Source organism: Pedobacter sp. R-06, from assembly GCF_049913135.1.
In the GTDB taxonomy this organism is placed as follows: Bacteria; Bacteroidota; Bacteroidia; order Sphingobacteriales; family Sphingobacteriaceae; genus Pedobacter.
On the sequence record NZ_CP183977.1, the window covers coordinates 5,734,904 to 5,756,252 of the forward strand.

Consider the following 21,349-nt stretch of genomic DNA (forward strand, 5'->3'; position numbering starts at 1 on the left):
TCTCTTAAAATAATGAAAACGGTAAAAATAAGACAAACGTTTGATTAGTTGCATTGAGCTGGATTTTGCATCAAAATGCGTTAAAAGATCAACAATGGGTTGATTCTTATTAAATGAAAAAATATCTTTGGCCTATCATCCGCTCCGAATAACTAACAAAATCACCCTTTTTATTTTCTTAGGAATTCCTATTAATGGACTATGTTGTTGATTTAACGTCGGGTTGTTTACAAACTTTTCAAACAGTTTACCGTTTGTTCAACCAAAAACTTTATGCCTATGTACTGAAAAAAACAGGTTCAGTTTATATGGCTGAAGAGGTGGTGCAGCTTACTTTTATCAGGCTTTGGGAAAAGAGGGAAAATCTTTCTTCGGAATATAGTTTATCAGCTCAGATTTTCCGTATTGCTGGAACTATCCTTATCGATCAGCTTAGGAAAGAGGCTGTTGGCAAAAAACATTTAACGGTGGTTGAAAATGATTATGCCCTGCAGAATGAAGTTGATCAACCAGAAATGCATCATGCGCTTGAGCAGGCCATCGAACAAATGGCCCCTGTTAGGAAAAAAGTTTTCAAATTAAGTAAAGTAGAGGGTTATTCTTATAAAGAAATTGCAGAAATGCTTTCTATTTCTCCAAAAACTGTCGAAAATCACATATCGCAGGCATTAAAACAGTTAAGAGCAGCATTTTCTTCTATTATTTCTTTGGCTATTATCATGTCGGCCATTATTAATAAATAATTATAGCTTTTTTGACCGTCATAACCGCTATTTTAAGAAATAATATAAAATAATTTCAGCCTAATAGGGGTAAAGTACTTTCAAAAACGTAATGTAGTTATGCAAATCAACCAAAAGCTTGTTGAGAAGTTTTTTGCCGGCCAGTGTACTGCCGAGGAAGCCCGCATGGTAAGTAAATTTTTAGCTGATGGAGACAACCGTGAAATTTATTTAAACAGCGAGGAATGGGAGCATTTTGAACCGAATGAAAAAGTTGATGGCGAAGTATCAGACCGGATTTATGTAAATGTATTAGACCATATCCACGATACTATAGAAGTGAAGAGAAGCCGGCTACGTTATTTAGCTTATGCCGCCTCGATTGCATTGATTGCTACCATAGGATTGGTGGTTTATAAATTTAACAGTAATCAGGTTTCTACCGCTAATGTTACTGCTTTAACTAAAGCGAGAGTGCCTGCCAGGGTTGCTAAGTTCATAACCAATACATCTTCTATAAAACAGACGCACACACTTCCGGATGGAACCATTGTTGAACTAGATCCAAACAGTGAGGTGAGTTATTTTCCGTTTGATCAGGGAAAAAGAGATGTGGTTTTGACAGGACAGGCATTGTTCAGGGTACATAAAGATAAGACAAAACCTTTTACGGTTTTTGCCAATAACCTTGCTACTACTGCTTTAGGTACCGTTTTTAAAATTACAGCCTTCAAAAAAGGTCTTTATACCAAGGTGAAGTTAATTGAAGGAAAGGTGGTGGTTAAACCCCAGCAAAAACTTTTATCGGCAGGTGTTAAAACCGTTTATTTATTACCGGGGAAAGTATTTACGGTAAATATGCAAACCTATGTTGCAAATGTGAAAGAGGTTAATATCCTGCCGGCTAAGAAACTGGAAGTTTTAGATCAGAATAAGGCTATTGTTACCGAAAATGCCATTATTTTCGACAATGAATCTTTAGCCGGCGTTTTTGATGCACTTGAAACGAAATTGAACATTAAAATAAAATATTCTGCGGGTCAGTTAAACAAAAAAGTATTTACTGGACAATATGAATTCGGACGCGATGACATTGACTCTTTCTTAAATATGCTTTGTTCGCTCAATAACCTGACCCCAGAAAAAACAGCCGTGGGATATAATATAAAGAAGAAGTAAACAAAAACCCTAAACACAACTAGACCAAACTAACTAACTTCATGATTAAAATTTTTACTAAAAGGAACGTTCCAAAACGTGTCTTACTGCTACTGCTTTGCCTTTATCTGGGGTTAAGTGCTTATGCACAAACGCCATCTGTTAAAGGGGTTATTAAAGACGCAAAAGAAACCATTGTAGGCGCAACTGTTATCGCTCAAAATGTACAAACGGGGGTTAAAACAACAACCTCATCTGATAAGAACGGTGTATTTAGCTTTCCAAGACTAGTGGCAGGGCCATACAGGTTCACCATCAATTTTATTGGTTACGAAACAAAAACAGTTACCGGCCAAGTTAAAGACGGAGGAACTTTCTCGCTTTCTATTGAACTACGAGAAAGTAATACGTTGCTTGATAAAGAGGTCGTTGTAACAGGTACAGGTATCAATAGGAATAGAAACACCTTTACGGGGAGTACAGCCACATTTTCTGGTGATGACTTAAAAATGGTTGGGAATAACAACATTATCCAAAGTTTAAGAACATTAGATCCTTCTTTTTTATTGATAGAAAATAATTTAGCGGGTTCTAATCCAAATGTTTTACCTGTTATTGAGGTAAGGGGTAAAAGTAGTGTACCAAGTGCCAGTTTAAGAGATCAGTTTGGAGGAGATCCGAACCAGCCATTATTTATTTTAGATGGTTTCGAATCAACTTTACAAACCATTGTGGATTTGGATATTAACAGGGTGGGATCGGTTACGATATTAAAAGATGCGGCATCAACAGCTCTTTATGGGGCCAGGGCATCAAACGGCGTGGTTGTTATTGAAACCATCAGACCAAAATCGGGAGAACTTCAGTTTACTTATTCAAATGATTTCAGGGTAGAAAGTCCTGATTTATCTGGATACAATTTGATGAATGCAACCGAAAAGCTAGAATTCGAAAGGTTATCGGGAAGATATTCTGCAGCAGACGGAAACCCAACGCAACAGGTTTATTTAGATCAACTGTATAATTCGCATTTAGCCAAAATTAAAAGAGGGGTTGATAGTTATTGGCTAAGCGAACCTATACAAACTGGCTACAGCAACAACTCATCCGTTTTTGTACAGGGTGGGGATAATACTTTTACTTATGGCGTAGGGATGAATTATAAAACCCAAACCGGTGCGATGAAAGGCTCAGGAAGAGATAGCTATAGTGGAAGCATTAATCTTACTTACCGGAAAAACAAGTTAAACGTTAATAATATTACCTACATCAGGGGTTATTCTGCTTATAATTCTCCTTATGGCTCCTTTTCAGATTATGTAAATGCAAATCCATATTTTGAAAAGAACTACACCGACCGATATTTAGAGATTTCGAGACAGTCAAACGGTGTGGAGATTAAAGTTAGGAATCCGTTGTATGATGCCACTCTTCCGCAATACGACAATACTAAAAATTTAGAGGTTCAGAACAATTTAAATATCAATTATGATTTAACGCCCGATTTAAGATTAAATGGTGCGGTTCAACTTACAAAGGGTAATAAAAAAGGAAAGATTTTTAGGGCACCAGAAAGTAGTGATTTTGAAGATGTTACTTTATTAAGAAAGGGAACTTATCAGGATAGTAGTTCGAATAATTTATCTTATCAGGCAAATCTGTTGCTTACCTACTATAAAGCAATTGCCCAAAAGCATGTTTTGAATGCAAATTTTAGGGCAACAATTAATGAAAAGCAGGATGATAGTTTTATCACCCTTTCTGAAGGTTTCCCGCAAGGAAGCAATGGGAATCCGCGGTTTGCCTATGGTTATGCCGAGAACGGAGCGCCTAAAGCTGCATCTAGTATTTACAGAACACTAAACGGAACTCTTTCTGCAAACTATGCTTACGATAATAGATTTTTGGCGGATGCTTCTTACCGTTTGGATGGTTCGACCGCTTTTGGAAGAAATAAGCAGTTTTCGCCATATTATTCGGTTGGTTTAGGCTGGAACATTCATAACGAAGAACTTTTTAAAGGAAAAAGTTGGATAAACAGATTAAAGCTATTCGGGAATATTGGAGTAACGGGTAATCAGAATTACGGAAATGTAACCTCTGTATCCGTTTATAATTACAACAGTAATAGCAATTACAATCAATTTGGACAAGGCATTGATTTAAGCACTCTTGGAAACCCAGATTTAGCCCCACAAAAAACAAGACAAATTAGTGGAGGATTGGATTTTATGCTTTTTAACACCAGGTTTACGGGTTACATTAATGCCTACACTAAAAAAACAGACCCATTAGTGGTAGCGGTTGATTTACCCTCATCAACAGGTGTTTTTAGCTATCCTTTAAATGCGGGTACCTTAACTTATAAAGGGGTAGAAGTGAAATTAAATTATTCGCCCATTTATAATACCGCAAAAAGAGTTGTATTGATGCTTGGTCTTACGGGCTCGATGTTTAAGAGTAAATATGCAGGCTTTGGAAACACATTGAACTCATTAAACAAACAACAGGAGTTAAGTAAAAGTATTTTGAGATTTACAGATGGGTATAGTGCTGAAACCATTTGGGCTGCCAAGTCTTTAGGTATCGATCCGGCAACAGGAAGGGAAGTATTTTTAACACCAAGTGGCCAATACTCATTTGATTATAATGCCGCTAATATATTGCCGGTAGGAAATACAACACCAACGGTTGAAGGCGTATTTACCACAAACCTAATGTTTAAAGGATTTACTTTTGGCGTTAATGTAAGGTATAAGCTCGGGGGAGATGTATTTAACAAGGTTTTATTTGATAAGGTTGAAAATATCAGCTTTTCGAATATAACGCTTAACCAGGATAAAAGAGCCTTGTATGACAGGTGGCAAAGCCCTGGAGATGTGGCACAGTTTAAATCTATATCGCAAACCGCTACCACTCCGATTTCTTCAAGATTTGTACAAAAGGAAAATATAATAACTGGTGAGGCCATCAATATTGGCTATACTTTCGACAATAAAACCTGGGTTAAAAAGTTGGGCATGCGCTCTTTCGCCGTTAATGCACTGGCAAACGATATTTTCACCGCATCGACCATTAGGCAGGAGCGAGGTATAGATTATCCTTTTGCCAGAACCGTATCATTTAGTTTTAGGGCCTCATTTTAATAAATATATAGATGAAAAAGAATTGTATAAAATTATCTGTAGCAGCAATTGTATTGACGCTGTTATTGGGCGCTTGCAAAAAATTCCTTAACGTTCAACCAGAAGATAAGGTTATAGAAGCGCAGGTATTTTCAAGCAAAAGCGGAATTAATACGGCATTAAATGGCTTGTATATAAACCTGGCTAAATCTAATCTATATGGAGAAAACCTTACCCTTTCTACAGTGGAGATTTTAGCACAGCGATATAATGTGCCATCAACGCATAGTTTATATAAAATTGCCTCTTATGCCTATGGGGATAAACCGGCAACCACCAAATTCGATGCCATTTGGACTGACGCCTATTCTACGATTCTAAATATCAATAGTTTTTTAGAAAATCTTGAGAAATATACTGGCGTATTGGATACGAAAACGGAATCTCTTTATAAGGGAGAGGCTTTGGCCATGAGGGCTTTACTTCACCTGGATCTTTTAAGACTATATGGCCCTAAATACAATTCAGCAGATTCGACCAAACAATCTATTCCATATTACGAAAACAGTCAATCGAAAATTAATCCGCTTTTGCCCGCAAATCAAATCATGCAAAAGGTTTTGAGCGATCTTCAGCACGCAGAAGAATTACTCAAAAATGATATCATTATTACTGCGGGGATTAATCCTCCCGCTGCAAATGCGGAGGTTGATTTTGTTAACAATAGTCGCAACTACCGCTTAAATTATTATGCTGTTAAAGGTTTATTGGCCAGAGCCTACCTATATCGCGGAGACAAAGTATCGGCACTCGCGGCAGCGAAATCAGTTATTCAGCAGGCCGATAAATTTAAGTGGACTACCACCACCAATGCCTTAAGTGAGAAAGTAAATCCTGACCGTGTATTTTCTACTGAAATGATATTTGGGACAATGAATACCCAGCTTTACAACAATTACCTTGCGCTGTTTGATCCGGCGGTTACAGAGGGCAACATTTTGGCGCCTGCACCAGCAAGATTAACAGCCGTTTTCGAATCTAACGAAAGCGATTATAGGTATAACTTAAATTGGCAGATCCCATCAACTGGTATAAAAAGCTACAGAACCTTTTATAAATATGCAGATGTTGTAGATAAAACCAAAACTTTCAGGTTTACCATTCCGCTTTTAAAAATTAGTGAGATGTACTACATCGCTGCTGAATGTGAACCAGTTGCTGCAGATGGGATTAACCAATTAAATGTGGTGCGTCTTAACAGGGGCTTAGCTAACCTATCTACTACCGTGAATGTAAATACCGAACTACAAAAAGAATATCAAAAGGAATTTTTTGGAGAAGGACAGCTGTTTTATTACTACAAACGCCGGAATGTAACCTCGGTAGGTAACGGAACCGGCAGTGGCAATATTACCATTGTTCCGGTAGTGCCATTACCATTATCAGAAAGTCAATATCGTTAACCAAAAAAAATTAATCCAATGAAAGAAATTAAATTTTATACTGCAGGTTTACTGATATTGATATTGGCAAATTCTTGCAAAAAAAACCTGGAAACCTACAGTGGTAAAAACAATATCTATTTTAATGAAGCTGGGAGATTGCCCGCTTTTACTGGCGAAGTAATTAGGGATTCGACCGTGATGTCTTTTTCCTTGGCGAAAAGTACAGATTCAGTTGTAAATATGATAATCAAAACAACTGGTACAGTAAGCGATAAAGACCGTTCTTATAAACTGATAATCGATCCGGTTTCGACGGCCATAGAAGGAAAACATTACGATGCTTTACCTCAAACATTCAGTATCAAAAAAAATAAACTTCAGGATACCGTTAAGATTAAATTTCATAGATCTGTTGATATGCAGGCACAGAATTTTACACTGTTTTTTAAGCTCGAAGCCAACGAAAACTTTAGTGCCGATATGGTAGATAAATTAATTAATGCTACCACGGGGCAAAGACTAAGCTTTATCAGATACCGGTGGTTTATAAATGATATTATTAAAAAACCAGGTAGGTGGTTAGATGGGTACCTAGGTACTTTTACTAGGAAAAAGTTGAGTTTGATTGTTCAGGTATTGGGGATAGACCCGGCCTACATGGACACCTCGATGTCGATTGCTGAGCTTACTGCATATGGAAAATTTATGCAGCGTTATTTGAACGATCAAAAAGCAGCAGGAAAAACCATTTACGAAGAAGACGGATCAGAAATGATTATGGGTTCTTCTGTTCAATAAATCTATCTCTTAAATTAATTGATTATGACTTTCAAGAAATATATATTAATAATTGCGCTTTGCATTACAGGAGGGTTTAATGCCTGTAAAAAAGACCTGGGCAATTACAATTATAATGATATAAATGAATTATCTGCTGTTGGGGGTATTGCGCCAGATTTAACTGCAATATATAGTAAACAATTCGTTTTAAAACCTGATTTGAAGTTTACACAGGATGCCGGAGCAGACGAATCCAAATACAGTTACGAGTGGTCTTACATTGGGCCGAATGGATTAGGCGGCTCAAAGCTTTTTACATTGGCCACAACAAGGAACCTCGATTTAAAAATGACAATTATTGCTGGTACTTATCAGTTCTATTATTCTGTTACTGATAAAAATACCGGAGTTAAATTCAGGTATCCTTTTACATTAAAAGTGGTAAATGAGATCAATGAAGGCTGGATGCTGATGTGTGATGTATCGGGAAAAGCCAGAGTAGATATGCTTTCGTTAAATACCAACAATGCCTTCGACTTGATTATAGATTTATTGGCCACAACTGGCTCAGACCTAAAACTAGATGGAAAACCCGTAATGGCTTATACCTATAACACGGGTCTTTTACTTGGCCCCGATCAAATTAGTTATGGTGTTTATTTCGGTACTGATAAAAGCACTCAAAAGGTCGACCCTAATACATTTAAATGGACAAAAACCATGGGGTTAACATATGAGATGTATGGAAACATTCCTGAGGGTTTTTATGCAGATGTTATTAAACAACGCGCAGGAAGCGCCGCATATATGATTGGAAATCAGGATGCTTATTATTACGAGCGAGTACAAAGCATATATTATTCTGCGCCCATAAATTATATAACAGCCGAGCAAAAAGGATTTAAGGTTGCTCCTTTCATTGCAGGAAATCCGGCTATTGTGAGTAACGCACATGCTATATTTTACGATACCACCAACCGTAGATTTGTAAAACATACTGGTTCAGCGGCAACTTGTACAACATTGCCAAACCCTCCGGATGCACAGAAGTTGTTCAATTTTACTACCGGAATGGATTTGGTTTATATGCAATGGGTAGCCTTTAATGGCGGTGAGGTATTTAGTGTGCTCAAAGATCCCAGCTCATCAAAACGCTACCTGGCCCGATTTAACAGCGGTAACAATGCCCAGTCTTACTATGCCGAGATTTTAGCAACAGATTTTGCCAATGCGGAATTCTATGCGGTAAGCCCTGATTTAGGTTATATTTTTTATAGCGTTGGCGGTAAAGTTTACGAATACGATATGTCTTTAAAATCGACCAAACTGATGCTTGATATGGGAACGAAGAAAATCTCTTTCTTACAGTTTTATGAGTTTAAGAATACCACAAAATACAAAGACTCAAATAAGTTAATGGTTGCATCATACGATCTGGCATTACCTGAAGGTCAAAACGGAAGCCTTAACGTTTATACTGTTCCACCTGTAAATGGCGATTTGATACCATATAACAATTATAGCGGCTTCGGAAAAATTAAGAGTCTAACTTACAGAGAGCGTTAATCAAAATTCTTCAACATACAAATTAAACCAATGAAAATTAAAGCATTATTAAGCACCGTTTTGTGCATCATTACACTTACCGCAATGGCGCAGGCGCCAGTTGAAGTAAAAGGTCTTTTAAAAAAGAAAAGATCATCAGCCGTTAAACTATTTAAGGTGAAATACGGAAAGAGTATAGAAATTGCGAATGCCAGTCCAAGTGCCAATGGCCAGTTTGGTTTTTTGTTCTATCCGGAGTACGAAGGTTTATATGTAATCGGTACAGGTAACGAAAACAGCCCGAACGATAATTATAAATTCTATTTTAAGGGAGGCGAGCAGTTATCAATAAGTCTGTTGGATTCGAGTTACGTATTAACCGGAAAACTAAACTCAAAAGAAAATGTGGTATTAACGCAGTGGCATGATTTAACTTTTCCATTGGAGCAAAAGGCCATCAACTTTATGAAAGTGCAGAGTACTTTTGTTGATTATTTCCCTCAACAAGAAGAAATTGTAGCGAAAAGTAAAACGTTCTTAAACGGAAAAAGCACAGGTAACGCAAAATTTGATAAACAGATTAAAGATATTATGGCTTTAGATCTGGCCAGTTATGCGACTAACTTTTTAAATACACCCCGTTCTGCACATCCTTCGGTTGAAGAGTACAGTAATTTTTACAGCAGTTTAAAAGCAGTAGATTTCGCAAAAACAACCGATAAGGTGTACAATTATCCATGGGGTTACCGCACCCTTTCGGGCATCATCAGTGTAAATATGCGTCAGGATGGCAAAGCCTATAAAAGAGGAGTAGAGGGAGTAGATATTTTTGCTTCTTATCTTCCAAATGACACTTTAAAGGGTGATTTGGCTTTAGAAAATGCTGCCGGTTATAAAGCAATAGGCGATTATCAAACCTTAATGGCAAAATATGATAAATACGTGATTACCAAAGCACAAAAAGAGCGTAGCAGCAACATTATGAACCCCTTATTAACCTATAAACCAGGTACCGATGCTTACGAATTTTCTTATGCAGACAACAATGGTAAAATGCATAGCTTGAAAGATTTTAAAGGAAAGGTGGTATTGGTTGATACCTGGGCAACCTGGTGCGGACCTTGTAAGGCTGAAATTCCATTTCTAAAGAAGCTGGAAGAGGAGATGAAAGGGACAGATGTGCAGATCATCAGTTTATCTACCGATGCTGAAAAGGATAAAGAAAAATGGCTTAAAATGATCAAAGATGAAAATTTGGGCGGCTTACAGCTTTTTGCAGGCGGACCAGCTAATGAGTTTTCTAAATACTATAAAATTAATACCATTCCCCGTTTTTTGGTTTTCGATAAACAGGGCAAAATTGTAACCGTTGATTCACCCCGTCCTTCTCAGCCAGAGTTAAAAGCTTTATTGCAAAAAACGCTAGCCAATTAGGTTATTGCTTTGCCGCTATCTCGGCGGCAAAGCTTTTTACATTTTCTTTTACCAAATGATAACAATAAAAAAACTATTGCTGGCTACGCTTTTGCTCTTTTTTTTACCCAGGGCATATTGCCAGAATGATAGCATACAAATTAGCGGGCGATTAAAAGGCCTGGGAAATAAATCGGTTTGGATTTCTTTTGCTGATGATGCTGGTGTATCCAGAAGTTACAGGGCAAATGCCAGTAACGATGCCTTTTCTTTAAAGGTGCCCCGTTTGCAAAGACCTGCCATTGCCCGGTTTGATGTTTCGATATCAAGGGGTTTAAATGCGACAAACGACAACAAAACCGTGTCGAATCCGGCGCCCGTTCTCGATCTGTTTGTTTTTGATAAAAGCATACAAATAACTGGCGATGCCTTATTGGTTCAGTTTGCTAAAGTAAGTGGAGATGAAGAAAACCATGTGTTTGACACCTATAAACAGCTGGTAAAAAAAGATGAAATGCGTAATTACGAAATTATGCAGTTGCTTTTTAATGGAGAAAAAAATACGAATGCGGCGCAATCAAAGGCGCTTAGTGCTGAGGCTACTGCAATAAACAGAAAATTGGTTAACGTAAAGCGCGACTTTGTTAAAAACCATCCGGATGCCTTTGCTTCTGTATTTTTATTAACCCGAATGCAAAACCTGTATACCGCAGGCGATTTTATTTCCACGTGGAACAGTTTATCATCCAAATATAAAAACCATCCTATTGCAGAGAGGATCAAGGCATACATCAAAAAAATAAGTGCTACACCTGAAGGATCGGATGCCATTGGTTTTCTGAAAACCGACAATCATGGCAAAACCATCAATTTGGCTGATTTTAAGGGAAAGACTGTACTGCTCGATTTTTGGGGCAGCTGGTGCGGGCCTTGCCGGGCCAGTAACCCACATCTTAAGGCATTATACGCAAAATACCAATCCAAAGGTTTTGAAATTATAGCCATAGCACAAGAGCAGAAAAAATTACTTAGCGAGGCACGCACAGCCTGGCTTAAGGCTATCGAAGAAGATGGGCTCACCTATATCAATGTGCTTAATAATGAGGATATGGATAAGCAGAATTTGGTAAAAGACTATAACATTATGGCTTTCCCAACCAAGATACTGCTCAGCAGCGAGGGTAAAATAATACTTCGTATTACCTCGAGTGCTACTGATGATATTGACCTGGCCCTCGAAAAAATTTATGGATTTTAAATCCACCTACTCAGATAAAATGAAAATTAAAGCAATACTGTTTTTGAGCGTCTTGGGATCGGCGCTAAATGTGCAGGCACAAAACGCCAAAACGATAATAGAAAGCATGAATAAAATGTTTGCTCAAAAATCTATCGACCCAATAATGGAGAATTTAAGCAGCAATTTTTCTATTGCCGCTTACTCCAGACCATCGACCGATAACATGTTAAAAGCGATTTTGGAACGTTATGCCTGCGATTCGCTTCAATTGAAAAACGAGGTAAAACAGAACGAAAATGTTCAACTTACCGTGATACCGTTTAACAAAGCAAAAGCAGGTAAAGAAAGCACCATTTACACCGATGCGCAGTACAAAATCCTTTACACCGATATTTTCGATCAGCTTTATGGCATGAACCGGTATAAAAAATCGGTATTAATTGCTAAAATCCCCTTCGAAGTGAAAGATGGCGCTATCATTTTAACGGTTAAGGTAAACAATAGCCAGCGACCGCTAAAACTACTTTTTGATACAGGTGCAGATGGAATGGCCATTACCAAAGCCCTTGCCGATTCTGTAGGTATAAAAGCTAGTCGCCAACAAAACACCTCGGTTGTAGGGGGCAATATGCAGATCTCGGTTTCAGAAGGAAATACCATTCAGCTGGATACTTTTAAGCTAAAAAACCAAAGTTTTGCCATTTTTCCCGAAATGCATAAAGGAAGTGACGGTATTATCGGAAACAGCATTGCCAAAAACTACATCACCAAAGTAGATTTCGATAAAAAAGAACTTTCGCTTTATAATTTTGGCTATTACGAGTACCAAGACCAGGGGAAATCGGTTCCGGTTACCGTACCTGCAGGGTTATTTATTATTCCGGGTGAGGTAAGCATAATGCCTGGCCAGGAACATGCAGGCGAATTTGTTTTTGATACTGGCGCAGCATACAATCTCATTTGTTTCAGGCCATTTGTAAAAAAGAATAAACTATTGGTAAGTGGTTTTAAACCTGAATATAACGGTACCACAACAAGTATGGGCATCAGCACACCTACCTACAGCGGAAGGGCTGCGGCATTCTCTTTTTCCAACATGCCTAAACTCACAAATTTTCCCGTTACCCTCATGGCTGGAGGTGGCCAGAGTGAAAACTGGAATCCGGGCTTTGATGGATCAATCGGCATCAGAACCATAGAGCGTTATAATTTCACCATTAACCTACAGAAAAAGGAAATCCATTTCGTCCCGAACCATACACTAAATTTCCCTAGCGATTTTGTTTTGGGTGCTTATCTGTTCGGTTTTGATCAGGATGGAAAATTAAAGTTATTAAGTGTGGTTGCTCCGGTAGAAAGCGAGACGATAAAAGCAGGACAGATAATTGAAAGTATTGATGGCATTGCAGCCCCAGTTTTGCTTAAAGACAGCAAAAAAATGCTTACGATTTTAAGTGCTCCGGCAGGTAAAATCTTCAAAATTGCCTACACTGTAAATGGAGAAAAACAAAATATCTCAATAACCAAAAAATAGATTTATGAAAAAAATAATCCATACCATTTGCCTGATGTTCGCTGTTATAGGCTGTCTGGCACAAAATCAATCCTTAAACAGCGTATTGAAACAAGCCAAAAAAGAGAACAAACTTATTTTTGTCGATTGTTATTTCACAGGCTGTATCCCATGTGCTCAAATGGATGAAAATGTTTTTCCGAACGAGCTGGTTAAAGCAGAAATGGACAAAAATTTCCTGATGCTCAAAGTGGATATCTTTAAGGATAAGCTTGGCGATACCTTAAAAGTGCAGCATATTTTAAATGGATTCCCAACTTTCCTGGTGTTAAACGGTGATGGAAAATTAATCAGCTCATCATCTGGCTACAAAGATCCGGGGAATTTGCTCGCATTGTTTGCCGATGCGCGCCAAAAAGCAAACCAACAGAAGTTTTTAACTGGTTTTTCTACACAATATGACGAAAAAAAATATCCGTCGTTTTATGTAGAATTCTGTAAAACCCGGAAGGGAATAACCCCAGCTATCTTAGCAACCTATAGCGATACTTTAAAAAACTTTAAAGCTGAGAATGCCTTGTTGCCTTATCTGGTTACCAGATCGGCTGATGAAAAGGCTATTGAAACCATTTTTGCCGATTATAATGTATATGCCTCACTTTATGGAGAAGAAGTTTTACAACCAGTGATAGACTACGGATTGAACCAAAAACTTGGTAAAGCACTGAAAACAAATGCAGATCAGGCCAATTTTGATAGTTTTTTAATTAGTCAGAAGAAAAATTTCTCTGATAAAACCTGGAAGATATGCCTTCAAACTCTAAGCAACCGGTATTATTTGGCAATGAAGAAAGATACGGTAGGTTTTTTGAAATTCGCTATAAAAAATCCTGTTTTATATCAATATCACTTCAATGCGCTTTATAGCACATTATTGGTTAAGAATGGTTTTACTCCAGAAGTTTTGAAGCTCTTTTGTAAATGGGCTGATGCCATTGTTACAGATGATAGTGGGCTTGAGTTTATGAAAACTGCTGCGGCGGTAAATAAACGCGCTCAGGATGAAGCAGCTTATAACAGGTTTGTGAAAATGGCCGCTACCTATGCCAGTAAGTATAAAATGAAAACAGAACCCATTGATGAAACTGGTTCTAGATAAATGAGAATTACACCTTGTAGAAGGGGTGGAATGTTTAATAGTTAATGATCGAAAAGCTTATCTGGATGGATAAGCTTTTTTGTTTTTGTTCATATAATGGTTACATTAACTTTATTTTGTTTTCGGGCTAAAAATCTACTTTTGATCTTTCATCCCACAAAATTGTTTTCAATTGAGATGGAACGATCATGATTTTCAGATCAATCATCATAAAACCAAAATATGAAACGAGTATTTATTTCTGCACTAATGTTGTTCATTTTTACCGCCTCTTTTGCTCAAAAATTTAACTGGAACAAAAACCAGGTAATTGCCCACCGTGGCGCATGGAAGAAAAATAATTTCCCCCAAAATTCTATCGCTTCATTAAACGAAGCCGTAAAGTTGGGTTGTTATGGATCGGAATTCGATGTGTGGATGACCGCAGACAATGTTTTGGTCATTAATCACGATCCCGAATTTCAGGGTTTGGTTATCGAGAAAGTAAATTATGCTGATTTATTGACCAAAACGATGAGCAATGGCGAAAAAATCCCAACGCTCGAAGCCTATCTATTGGAAGGTAAAAAGCAAAGAACAACTAAACTGATTTTAGAGATCAAACCTTCGTTAATTAGTAAAGAACGCGGAATTGAGGTGACCAATAAATGCGTTGAAATGGTTCAGAAACTTGGCGTAGTGGATTGGACAGAATATATCAGTTTTGATTACGATTACTGCAAGCGGATTTTAGCGCTCCTGCCAAAAGCAAAAGTAGCCTACTTAAAAGGTGAAATCAGTGCCGAACAAATGAAAGCAGATAAATTAACTGGTGTTGACTATCATTTTAGCGTTTACCAAAAAGATGGGTGGATTGAAAATGCCCATAAATTAGGATTAACGGTAAACGCCTGGACCGTAAATACAGTTCCTGAAATTCAATGGCTTTTAGCACATCAGGTTGATTATATCACCACTAACGAACCAGAGTTAACTTTCGAAGAGCTCAAAAAAACACCTGTTGCAAAGGGCTGGAAGCTGAAATGGGCTGATGAATTTAATGATGCCGGATTACCTTTAGCAAAAAACTGGAGTTACGATGTAGGCGGAAAGGGCTGGGGCAATAATGAGCTTCAATATTATACCGATGCAGATAGCACAAATGCAATTGTAAAAAAAGGGAATCTGAATATTACTGCGGTAAAAGCAGACAAAGAAAACAACCATTATACTTCGGCCAGATTGGTAACGAAAAATAAATTCGATTTTAAATATGGAAGAGTAGAAGTTCGCGCCATGTTGCCAAAAGGCAGGGGCTTATGGCCTGCCATATGGGCTTTACCAACCGAAGGGAAATACGGAGGCTGGCCAAAGAGCGGCGAAATTGATATTATGGAACATGTAGGTTATGATCCGGATAGCGTTCATGGAACGGTACACACCGAGAAGTTTAACCACGTAATCAAAACGCAGATTGGCAAGGCTTTAAAGGTTGATAATCCTTATACCGAATATCATATTTATGCTGTAGAATGGTTTACCGATAGAATAGATTTCTTTATTGATGACCAAAAATACCTCACCTTTAAAAATACGAAAAAAGGATCTGGCGACTGGCCATTCGATCAAAACTTCCATATTATTTTAAATGTAGCAGTAGGCGGTGGCTGGGGTGGAAAAAAAGGCGTAGATGACGCTGTATTCCCTGCAAGTATGAAAGTAGACTATGTGAGGGTGTTTCAGAAGTAATTTGTTCGTTCAATAGTTTATTAGCCATTAGTCAATGGTCATAATTAAATTGACTAAGAACTTCAGACTGATTAGCACCATAAATTAACTGTCGACTGAAAATTGCTAATTGACAACTGAAATTATAACTTGCGGTATCTAAGCTATATTGTATAATTTATGGACTCACGTAGAGAATTTCTAAAAAAAGCGGCCTTGTTTGCCGGAGCCACTGGTATGGCCAATACCTTGCCCAGTTCGGTGCTAAAAGCCATGTCGATTAACCCTGAACCGGGTAGCACATTTTACGATGCAGAACACATTGTTTTTCTGATGCAGGAAAACAGATCGTTCGATCATATGTTCGGTAAAATGAAAGGTGTGCGCGGGTTTAATGATCCCCATCCACACATTCAGCCTGATGGAAACAAAGTTTGGTTGCAGAAAGACGGGCAAGGATATACCTATGCCCCTTTTCATGTAGACATTAACAAAACCAAAATCACCTGGCAAGGCGGTTTACCACATTCGTGGAACGATCAGGTTGCCGCACGAAACGGGGGGCGTTATGATAAATGGCTGCCCGTTAAAACCCCAATGACATTGGCTTACTACGATCGGAATGATATTCCTTTTTATTATGCCATGGCCGATGCTTTTACCATTTGCGATCAGCATTTTTGCTCATCGCTAACCGGTACAACGCCAAACAGACTGTTCTTTTTTACAGGAACTGTTCGCGGAGAAAAAAGTGCAAACCGGGTTGCGGTGGTCAATAACGATCAGGCCGAATCGCAAAATAATGTATTCGTAGATTGGCCAACCTTTCAGGAAACATTAGAAGATAATGGCATCGATTGGCGCATTTACCAAAACGAATTGTGGACCTCCAAACTTCCGGCAGGCGAAATAGATGATTGGTTGGGTAATTACGGCGATAATCCTGTAGAATACGTCAGCAGGCACAACGTTAAATTATCTGCTTACTTTAGAAAAAATGGCGATAATACCGTTAAACCAGCTTTAACCGCAAAAGAGGTTCAGGAGAAATACGATAAATTATCCCAAAAGGAAAAAAACTTAGTAGATAAAGCATTTACGACCAACATTTCTCAAAAAGATTATCTTGATCTTGAACCATTTACTTTTAAGAACGACCAAGGGAAGTCTGAAACGATTAATGTGCCTAAAGGCGATATTTTTCATCAATTTAGAAAAGACGTAGACAGCGGAAAATTACCAACGGTTTCGTGGCTGGTTGCGCCTCAACGTTTTTCTGATCATACCAGTTCGCCTTTGTATGGAACCTGGTATGTAAGCGAAGCCCTGGACATTTTAACCAAAAACCCAGAGGTATGGAAAAAAACAATTTTTGTTTTAACGTACGATGAAAATGATGGGTACTTCGATCATCAGCCTCCTTTCGTGGTACCAAACCCTGATGATCCAACCAGCGGAAAGGTATCTGAAGGAATAAACTATGCCACTGATTTTGAAGCAAGAAAGGGAAGTCCGATCGGCTTGGGCTATCGTGTACCATTGGTTATTGCCTCACCCTGGAGCAAGGGTGGTTTTGTAAACTCGCAGGTTTTCGATCATACTTCATCATTAATGTTTATGGAAAAATGGCTGGCAAAAAAAACAGGTAAAACCATTAAAAGTAACAACATTAGCGATTGGCGAAGGAATATTTGCGGCGATTTAACCTCAGTATTTAGGCCATATAATGGAGAAGAAATCAAATCTCCGGAACCGCTAAAACGTGATGTTGTGGTAACCAATATCGGTAATGCTAAAAATAAGCCTGCCCAGGTTGGTCCTACTGCACTCAATAAAACTGAAGTTGCAAAAATAAATAAATTCGAAGCCTTTTCTCCTGAAACATCGAGTCATGCCCCTAAGCAAGAGCATGGAACCAAGCATGCTTGTGCCCTGCCTTATCATTTAATGGTTGATGCAAGCTTGGTTAACAATGAATTAGCACTTACTTTTCAATCGGTAAAAACCTTGTTTGGTAGCGAAATAGAAACCGTTGGTGCACCTTTCAACATGAGTACCATTTCCAAATTTAAAGGTGTTGCAGGCAAAACATGGGCTTATGCGGTAAAAGCTGGCGATGTGTTAAAAGACAGCATTAAACTGGATGATTTTGATAACGAAGTTTATGATCTTACAATAAGTGGTCCGAATGGTTTTTACAGGCATTTTACAGGCAGCAAAAAAAATCCTTCCGTTATTGTAAAAGCATATCCGGAGCAAGCTGGTTTGGTAACCAAAAAACTTACAGGTACCCTGGTTTTCGCAATCGAGAACAAGGGCGCCAGTTTAGTTACGCTTCAAATTGTAGATAACAAATACAAATCGGGGAGCAAAACGGTAACAATCAGACCAAAATCGAGTGCAAATATTTCATTTAACCTGGTTAAAAATGCAAATTGGTACGATTTCAGTATTGTGCAGACCGGCAATACCACATTTAAACACCGTTATGCAGGTAAAATAGAAACAGGAGAAATTACCCAAACCGATCCATACATGGGCAACGCGTCATAAATATCCCCCCAAAAGGGGGATGGCTTTTGAAAGAAATTATGCTTATTTTGTATTACATGTGCAGTAAACTGTCTATAATCAAGATAAATTTCATAGTTTCTTTCATTTTGCTTTTTAGCCTTAAGCTATCGGCCCAAAGCTATAATTTTACCAATTACAGCTTAAAGGATGGCTTACCTCAATCGCAGGTAATGGTAATTTATCAGGCAAAAGACAGGACGCTTTGGCTTGGCACATTCGGCGGGGTAAGTAATTTCGACGGCAGGCAATTTACCTCGTACAGCAAAGCTGATGGGTTAGGATCGAACTCGGTAAACTGTATTGCAGAGGATAACCAGAGCCAAATGCTTTTTGGCACCGAAACAGGCATCAGCATCCTTAAACGCGGAAAAATAAGCACCCTGTTTTCGGGTAAAGGAGTAAGTCACCTGCTTAAAGACATGCATGGTGTTATTTGGGGAATAAGTGAATATAAGCTTTTCAAAATTGAAAAGGATAAAATTGTTTTTTATTCCATCGCTGGTAAAAAAATTCATACCATAAACAGCGATAGCGCTGGAAATCTATATGCTGCTGTATCAGAAAAGGGTATTTATCAGCTAAAGAATAATAACTGGGCAATCTACCAGGAGTTGCCGCCAGCCATTAATACTTTATCTATCCGGAAGATTTTATTTGATAAAACCGTAAGGAATAAAGCCTATCTGTTAACCAACCATAGCGGAATTTACGCGCTGGAGAACGGAATAGTTAAAACTTTTTTTAAAAAAGAGGGCATTGATACCTATTATTCCATCGCACAGGATCACCGTGGAAATATGTGGGTAGGTTCGGAAAAAGGGGCTTATTTTATCAATAAAAACGGCCTGATCATCAATTTTAACGGAGAAAATGGATTAAGTGATAACCAGGTTAACGAAATATTTAGCGATGCTGAAAACAATATCTGGATATCTTGTTTTAGTGATGGTATTTACAAATATGAAGGCGATGCTTTTATTCGCTACAATAAGTTTAAGGGCAAGAACCTGGCTTATCCGATAAGTGGAATAGCGGCAGATAAAAATGATAATCTATGGTTTGGCACTTTTAACAAGGGCGTTTTTAAGTATGATGGGAAAGATGTACAAAACATTGATATCCCCGCCTTTAAGGATAAAAAAATCTATTTCGTTTATGCCGATAAAGCAAAAAATATCTGGTTTTCCACCTATGGTAAAGGCATCTGGAAATACGACGGACAGAAATTTAGCCAGGTACTAAAGCCAGAGCGATTTGATAACAGTTCGATAGCTGAAGATGAGGAAGGGGGGATCTGGATAAACGGACTCAGGTCATCTACTTATTTAAAGGATGGAAAAACCGAAAGAATAAGCGGATTTGATGGCTATCTATCGTGTATTTACCCATTGGGGAAGGATAGCGTATTTCTTGGCACCTCAAATGGCGTTACACTTATTAAAAATAAAAAGATAGATAAAACATTTCGTATCAAATCGCTCACCAATATTTACGTACTGAGCATTATAAGACAGGAGGATAATTTAATTTTTGCTACGCTTGGTGATGGGATCATCACCTGGAATTTAAAAACGAAAGCCATTAAACGTTATGTTGTTACTGATGGGTTAAATTCAAATGATATTTATAGTCTTGCAACCGATAAGCAAAATAATTTATGGGCCGGAACAGGGCGGGGGATTAACAAATTAACTTTTAATAAACAGCAACAAAATTATGAAGTTTTCAGAGATCATCCGCTAATTGTAGAGTGTAACCAAAACGCAATTATCAATTACAGAAACAGCATATTGGTTGGCACCATAGATGGACTTATTCAATGTAAAACCAATGTGCTTACGGAGAACAAAAAAAATCCTTTTATTCATATTCAACAGGTAAGTGTTTTTCATAAAAATGATCGGGCTAAAGATCTTTCGATCGATCTGAACGGAAAAGGTGATAAATTTTATAAGCTTAACTACAGTCAAAACCACATTTCGATAAGTTTTAAAGGGGTTTACCTCACCAATCCAGAAAGCGTATTTTACCGTTACAAACTGGTTGGGATAGATAATGATTTCAGCAAACCTGTACCCAACACGGAGATCGAATACTCGGCCATAAGGCCAGGTAGTTATACTTTTCAGGTTTATGCTATCGCAAATGGACAACAATCGAATATAGAACAGTTTAGCTTTACCATTGTACCACCGTATTACGATACCGTTATATTTAAGATTGGTGCATTTTTGGTGCTTATATTCCTGATCTGGCTTATCTTTTACCTCATTTTTAAAACCAGAGAACGTAAAAAACATCGGTTCGAAAAGTTAAAATTAAAAGAACAGGAAAAAATAAGAAAGCAAACTGCTGAGGATTTTCACGATGATATTGGCAATAAACTAACCCGGATTAATGTTTTATCCGAAATTTTGGATAAAAAGGTTGCCGGAACCGAGAAAGAGCAAAAAGAACTGATTAGGCTAATCAGAGAAAATGCCAGCCTGTTGTATACCGGAACTAAAGATATCCTTTGGGCGTTAGATCCACATAGCGATAATCTTTTTGAGATACTGATGCACATTAAAAATTTTGGAATCGATCTTTTCCAAAATACGGGCGTTACATTTAAAATGGAAGGCGTATTAAGCAAATACCAAAAGCTACACCTGTCAATGGAGTTTAACCGAAACCTAACGTTAATTTTTAAGGAGATGTTAAACAATGTGTTAAAGCATGCCAAAGCTAGCCAGGTTTTAATTATGGTTATTGAAACCGATCATGATACCGTTAACATCTTAACAACAGACGACGGCGAAGGTTTTGATATTGAAACAGTACAGAAAGGAAGAGGGCTAAACAATATTCAAACGCGCTGCAAGCGTATAAAATCGACCTTTCAAATTTCTTCTATTAAGGGAAAAGGCACCACTACAACAATTTCTACCAGAATTCCTGTTACAAACGAGTACTAAAATCGTCTTAA

General features: G+C 37.9%; 13 protein-coding genes. All 13 read left to right on the forward strand.

What is annotated here, in order from left to right; translation table 11 throughout:
• Window positions 1-194: 194 nt before the first annotated feature.
• The 13 genes from ACN9MR_RS23230 (at window position 195) to ACN9MR_RS23290 (ending at window position 21,338) form a co-directional block, all read left to right on the forward strand.
• Window positions 195-743: a sigma-70 family RNA polymerase sigma factor gene (locus tag ACN9MR_RS23230; protein ID WP_184466164.1), complete on the forward strand. Its 549-nt coding sequence runs from the start codon at window positions 195-197 to the stop codon at window positions 741-743.
• Window positions 744-842: 99 nt separating this feature from the next.
• Window positions 843-1,901, forward strand: a complete 1,059-nt coding sequence (locus ACN9MR_RS23235; protein WP_184466166.1) for a FecR family protein — start codon at window positions 843-845, stop codon at window positions 1,899-1,901.
• 41 nt (window positions 1,902-1,942) lie between these two features.
• The gene (locus tag ACN9MR_RS23240; protein WP_426326891.1) at window positions 1,943-5,026 is read left to right on the forward strand and encodes a SusC/RagA family TonB-linked outer membrane protein; all 3,084 of its coding nucleotides are present in this window, start codon (window positions 1,943-1,945) and stop codon (window positions 5,024-5,026) included.
• An 11-nt stretch (window positions 5,027-5,037) separates the two neighbouring features.
• Window positions 5,038-6,468 carry a RagB/SusD family nutrient uptake outer membrane protein gene (locus ACN9MR_RS23245; RefSeq protein ID WP_184466170.1) on the forward strand — a complete coding sequence of 477 codons (1,431 nt, stop codon included), beginning with the start codon at window positions 5,038-5,040 and terminating at the stop codon, window positions 6,466-6,468.
• Window positions 6,469-6,486: 18 nt separating this feature from the next.
• Window positions 6,487-7,248: a DUF4843 domain-containing protein gene (locus tag ACN9MR_RS23250; RefSeq protein WP_184466172.1), complete on the forward strand. Its 762-nt coding sequence runs from the start codon at window positions 6,487-6,489 to the stop codon at window positions 7,246-7,248.
• 24 nt (window positions 7,249-7,272) lie between these two features.
• On the forward strand, window positions 7,273-8,796 hold the full coding sequence (locus ACN9MR_RS23255) for a PKD-like family lipoprotein (protein ID WP_184466174.1): 1,524 nt from the start codon (window positions 7,273-7,275) through the stop codon (window positions 8,794-8,796).
• Window positions 8,797-8,826: 30 nt separating this feature from the next.
• On the forward strand, window positions 8,827-10,209 hold the full coding sequence (locus ACN9MR_RS23260) for a TlpA family protein disulfide reductase (protein ID WP_426326892.1): 1,383 nt from the start codon (window positions 8,827-8,829) through the stop codon (window positions 10,207-10,209).
• Between the two features lie 55 nt (window positions 10,210-10,264).
• Window positions 10,265-11,446 carry a TlpA family protein disulfide reductase gene (locus tag ACN9MR_RS23265; protein ID WP_184466178.1) on the forward strand — a complete coding sequence of 394 codons (1,182 nt, stop codon included), beginning with the start codon at window positions 10,265-10,267 and terminating at the stop codon, window positions 11,444-11,446.
• 19 nt (window positions 11,447-11,465) lie between these two features.
• A complete protein-coding gene (locus tag ACN9MR_RS23270) occupies window positions 11,466-12,962 on the forward strand; it encodes a retropepsin-like aspartic protease (protein WP_426326893.1) in 1,497 nt (498 codons plus the stop codon).
• Window positions 12,963-12,966: 4 nt separating this feature from the next.
• Entirely contained in the window at window positions 12,967-14,100 is a 1,134-nt protein-coding gene (locus ACN9MR_RS23275) for a thioredoxin family protein (protein WP_426326894.1), read from the forward strand.
• Between the two features lie 222 nt (window positions 14,101-14,322).
• Window positions 14,323-15,828 (forward strand): glycerophosphodiester phosphodiesterase family protein, encoded by a 1,506-nt coding sequence (locus tag ACN9MR_RS23280; protein ID WP_426326895.1) that lies wholly within the window; start codon window positions 14,323-14,325, stop codon window positions 15,826-15,828.
• A 159-nt stretch (window positions 15,829-15,987) separates the two neighbouring features.
• The gene (locus ACN9MR_RS23285) at window positions 15,988-18,360 is read left to right on the forward strand and encodes a phosphocholine-specific phospholipase C (protein ID WP_426326896.1); all 2,373 of its coding nucleotides are present in this window, start codon (window positions 15,988-15,990) and stop codon (window positions 18,358-18,360) included.
• A gap of 107 nt (window positions 18,361-18,467) precedes the next feature.
• A complete protein-coding gene (locus tag ACN9MR_RS23290; protein ID WP_426326897.1) occupies window positions 18,468-21,338 on the forward strand; it encodes a ligand-binding sensor domain-containing protein in 2,871 nt (956 codons plus the stop codon).
• Window positions 21,339-21,349: the final 11 nt, after the last annotated feature.

What these genes read in the sequence shown, in the direction of transcription:
- ACN9MR_RS23280 (WP_426326895.1), top strand. Translation starts at nt 14,323, where the DNA reads ATGAAACGAGTATTTATTTCTGCACTAATGTTGTTCATTTTTACCGCC.
- ACN9MR_RS23250 (WP_184466172.1), top strand. Translation starts at nt 6,487, where the DNA reads ATGAAAGAAATTAAATTTTATACTGCAGGTTTACTGATATTGATATTG.
- ACN9MR_RS23260 (WP_426326892.1), top strand. Translation starts at nt 8,827, where the DNA reads ATGAAAATTAAAGCATTATTAAGCACCGTTTTGTGCATCATTACACTT.
- ACN9MR_RS23275 (WP_426326894.1), top strand. Translation starts at nt 12,967, where the DNA reads ATGAAAAAAATAATCCATACCATTTGCCTGATGTTCGCTGTTATAGGC.
- ACN9MR_RS23255 (WP_184466174.1), top strand. Translation starts at nt 7,273, where the DNA reads ATGACTTTCAAGAAATATATATTAATAATTGCGCTTTGCATTACAGGA.
- ACN9MR_RS23245 (WP_184466170.1), top strand. Translation starts at nt 5,038, where the DNA reads ATGAAAAAGAATTGTATAAAATTATCTGTAGCAGCAATTGTATTGACG.
- ACN9MR_RS23230 (WP_184466164.1), top strand. Translation starts at nt 195, where the DNA reads ATGGACTATGTTGTTGATTTAACGTCGGGTTGTTTACAAACTTTTCAA.
- ACN9MR_RS23265 (WP_184466178.1), top strand. Translation starts at nt 10,265, where the DNA reads ATGATAACAATAAAAAAACTATTGCTGGCTACGCTTTTGCTCTTTTTT.
- ACN9MR_RS23240 (WP_426326891.1), top strand. Translation starts at nt 1,943, where the DNA reads ATGATTAAAATTTTTACTAAAAGGAACGTTCCAAAACGTGTCTTACTG.
- ACN9MR_RS23270 (WP_426326893.1), top strand. Translation starts at nt 11,466, where the DNA reads ATGAAAATTAAAGCAATACTGTTTTTGAGCGTCTTGGGATCGGCGCTA.
- ACN9MR_RS23285 (WP_426326896.1), top strand. Translation starts at nt 15,988, where the DNA reads ATGGACTCACGTAGAGAATTTCTAAAAAAAGCGGCCTTGTTTGCCGGA.
- ACN9MR_RS23235 (WP_184466166.1), top strand. Translation starts at nt 843, where the DNA reads ATGCAAATCAACCAAAAGCTTGTTGAGAAGTTTTTTGCCGGCCAGTGT.